This window comes from Corallococcus praedator, assembly GCF_003612125.1.
Lineage (GTDB): Bacteria > Myxococcota > Myxococcia > Myxococcales > Myxococcaceae > Corallococcus > Corallococcus praedator.
Map to the genome: position 1 here is coordinate 1 of NZ_RAWI01000674.1, position 2616 is coordinate 2616.

General features: G+C 69.9%; 2 protein-coding genes. Both read left to right on the top strand.

The window, feature by feature from the left end; translation table 11 throughout:
- Positions 1 to 1300: hypothetical protein (locus D7Y13_RS46170; RefSeq protein WP_120631025.1), on the top strand; the 1300-nt coding region annotated here is incomplete at its 5' end.
- A gap of 83 nt (positions 1301 to 1383) precedes the next feature.
- The gene (locus tag D7Y13_RS40680) at positions 1384 to 2550 is read left to right on the top strand and encodes a hypothetical protein (RefSeq protein ID WP_120586155.1); all 1167 of its coding nucleotides are present in this window, start codon (positions 1384 to 1386) and stop codon (positions 2548 to 2550) included.
- The last annotated feature ends 66 nt before the right edge of the window (positions 2551 to 2616 follow it).

Below are 2616 nucleotides of genomic sequence, written 5' to 3' on the forward strand. Positions count from 1 at the left end.
CCCCACGACCTCCTGGGTGCACCGCGCGTTGAAGGCGTTCCTCCCGGGGGTGTTCGTGCTCGGGATGCTGGCGAACTTCTTCTACTACCGGGCGGATCCGCTGATGCCGGCCATCCGCTCGGATGGGTACGGCTACCACCTGTACCTGACGGCCCTCTTCGTCCAGCACGACCTGTCCTTCCGCACGGAGATGGCCGAGTGGGGAACGGACCTGAAGTCCCCGCTGGGCCTCACCCTGGACGAACACACGGGCCGCTACATCAACAAGTACCCCCCGGGACAGGCCCTCCTGATGGCGCCCGCGTTCCTCCTCGCGCACGTCAGCGCGCCGCTCGTGGGCGCGAACCAGAGCGGCTATTCCCGCCCGTACCATCTGGCGGCGGCCCTCAACGGACTGCTCGCGCTGCTCATCGGCCTTGCGTTGCTGCGCCGGGCCCTGGAGGAAGCTGGCTATTCGCCGCCGGTGGTGCTGGCGACGCTCGTCGCCGTCACGTTCGGCACCAACCTGTTCCACTACGGCAGCCTCGAAGCGAGCATGAGCCATGTGTATTCGTTCGCGCTCTTCGCCGGGCTGATGCTCATCGTGCCCCGGTGGTACCGCGAGCCCACCGCGCGCCGCTCCCTGCTGCTGGGGTTCGTGCTGGGGTTCATCGCGCTGGTGCGCAACACCAACGGCCTGATGGCGCTGTTCGTGCTGCTGTATGGCGTCTTCGACCTGCCGACGCAGCGGGCGCGCCTCGCCTTCCTCAAGGCGAACGTCCGGAACATCGCGTTGGCCCTGCTCTCCTTCAGCGCGGTGATGTCCATCCTCTTCGCCTACTGGCACTACGCCACCGGGAAGTGGTTCGTCTTCTCCTACCGGGGCGAGGGCTTCCATTTCGACAGGCCCCAGGTGCTCGCGGTCCTCTTCAGCGTGCGCAAGGGCCTCTTCTTCTGGGCACCGCTGTGGCTCTTCGCGGTGGCGGGCTTCGTGCGCGACCGCGAGCGCCTCAAGCCCTACCTGTTGCCATTGGCGCTCTTCTTCATCCTCCAGACGTTCCTCGTGGCCTCGTGGTGGCACTGGCCCTACGGCTCCAGCTTCGGACACCGCGCCTACACGGAGGCGAGCGCCCTCTTCGCGTTCGGCATCGCCGGCTTCCTCACGAGCCTGCGACGGCCGGCCACGCAGCGCCTCGTGGGGGGCATCTTCGTGCTCCTCATCCTGCTCCAGGGCTTCCTGATGCTGCGCTACGCCCAGGAGCGCCTGAAGGGGGACCGCACGACGTGGGCGCAGTACCGGAGCCTCTTCACCGTGCCCTGAGGCGGGCCTCCCCGCCTGCCCTCCATGGAGGGAGGGGGGCCACCGAGCCCTCCGCGTCCCACACCGTCTATACTGGCGCGCGCATGCCCACCCTCCCCGCCTCCGCCCTCGACACGTCCGAAGCCCCGGCGTCCGTGCGCTTCCAGGGCCTGTGGCTCTTCTCGCCCCGGGCGGACATCAGCCTGCTCTTGCTGCCCACGCTGCTGATGCTCGCGTGCGCGTGGCTGGCCAGCTTCACCGGCGAGGGCCCGCGCGGGTTCTCCCAGCTGATTGGCCGGTGGACCTCGCAGTACGTCTTCCTCAATGGCACGCACGTCATCCTGACCTTCCTGCTGGTGGGCACCCGGCGCGAGCTGCTGCACACCACCCCGAACCAGTCCCGGCTGCTGGTGGGCGGCTCGGCGGCGGTGTTCGCGCTCACCTTCGGACTGCTCTGGTACGCAAGCGAGCACGCCCCCCTGCTGGCGCTGCTCCTGGGCGCCAGCATCCACGTCCTCGCGGCGCACCACACGTTGTCGCAGGTGAAGGGCCTGTGGGCACTGCACGGCCTTCGTGGAAGGGCCCAGGGCGCTCCGCCCCTGTCGGAAGCCGAGCGCACCCTCCAGCGCCAGTTCGTCCCGGTGGCGCTGGTGCTGATGATGGCGCGCTCGCTGGCGCTGCCCATCACCGCGGCCCGGGGCATGGGGCCGATGATCAACATCGGGCAGGCGGAGTCCGGTTCGCTGCCCCACGCCCTCACCTGGGTGCTGCTCGCCGTGTGGGGCGTCTTCGTCGCGAAGCTGGTGCTCGCGATGCGCGGGCCCCCGGGCCAGAGCGGCCCCCGGCGGGTGTATGTCCTGGGGCACGCGGCGGTGGTGGCGGTGTACCTGGTGTGGCCGCTGTGGGGCGCCATCCTGAGCGCGGGCATCCACGGGCTGGAGTACTTCTTCCTCACCGGCCGGATGCTGGAGCCCACGGCCGCGGAGCCCACGGCCCGCCTCCGGGGCCCCCGCGTGTGGGCGGCGATGCTCGCGGTGATGGCGCCCATCATCCTGGTGGGCATCGTCAACAGCCCCTTCGTGACGCTGGTGGACGGCGCCACCGGCAACGCGGCCACGAACTTCTTCCTCCAGCAGCAGCCCCTGTGGTCGCTGGGCGTCATCGCGACCAACGCGGTGGTGCTCGCGCACTACTTCGCGGACGCGTTCCTCTACCGCTTCCGGATCCCCCGGGTGCGCGAAGTCACCCTGCCCCGGCTGGGCCTGGGCTGAAACACCCCGGGCTCAGGGCCCGTGTAGGTCCAGGCTCGGGAGCCTGGACCTACACGGGCCCTGAGC

What these genes read in the sequence shown, in the direction of transcription:
- D7Y13_RS40680 (WP_120586155.1), top strand. Translation starts at nt 1,384, where the DNA reads ATGCCCACCCTCCCCGCCTCCGCCCTCGACACGTCCGAAGCCCCGGCG.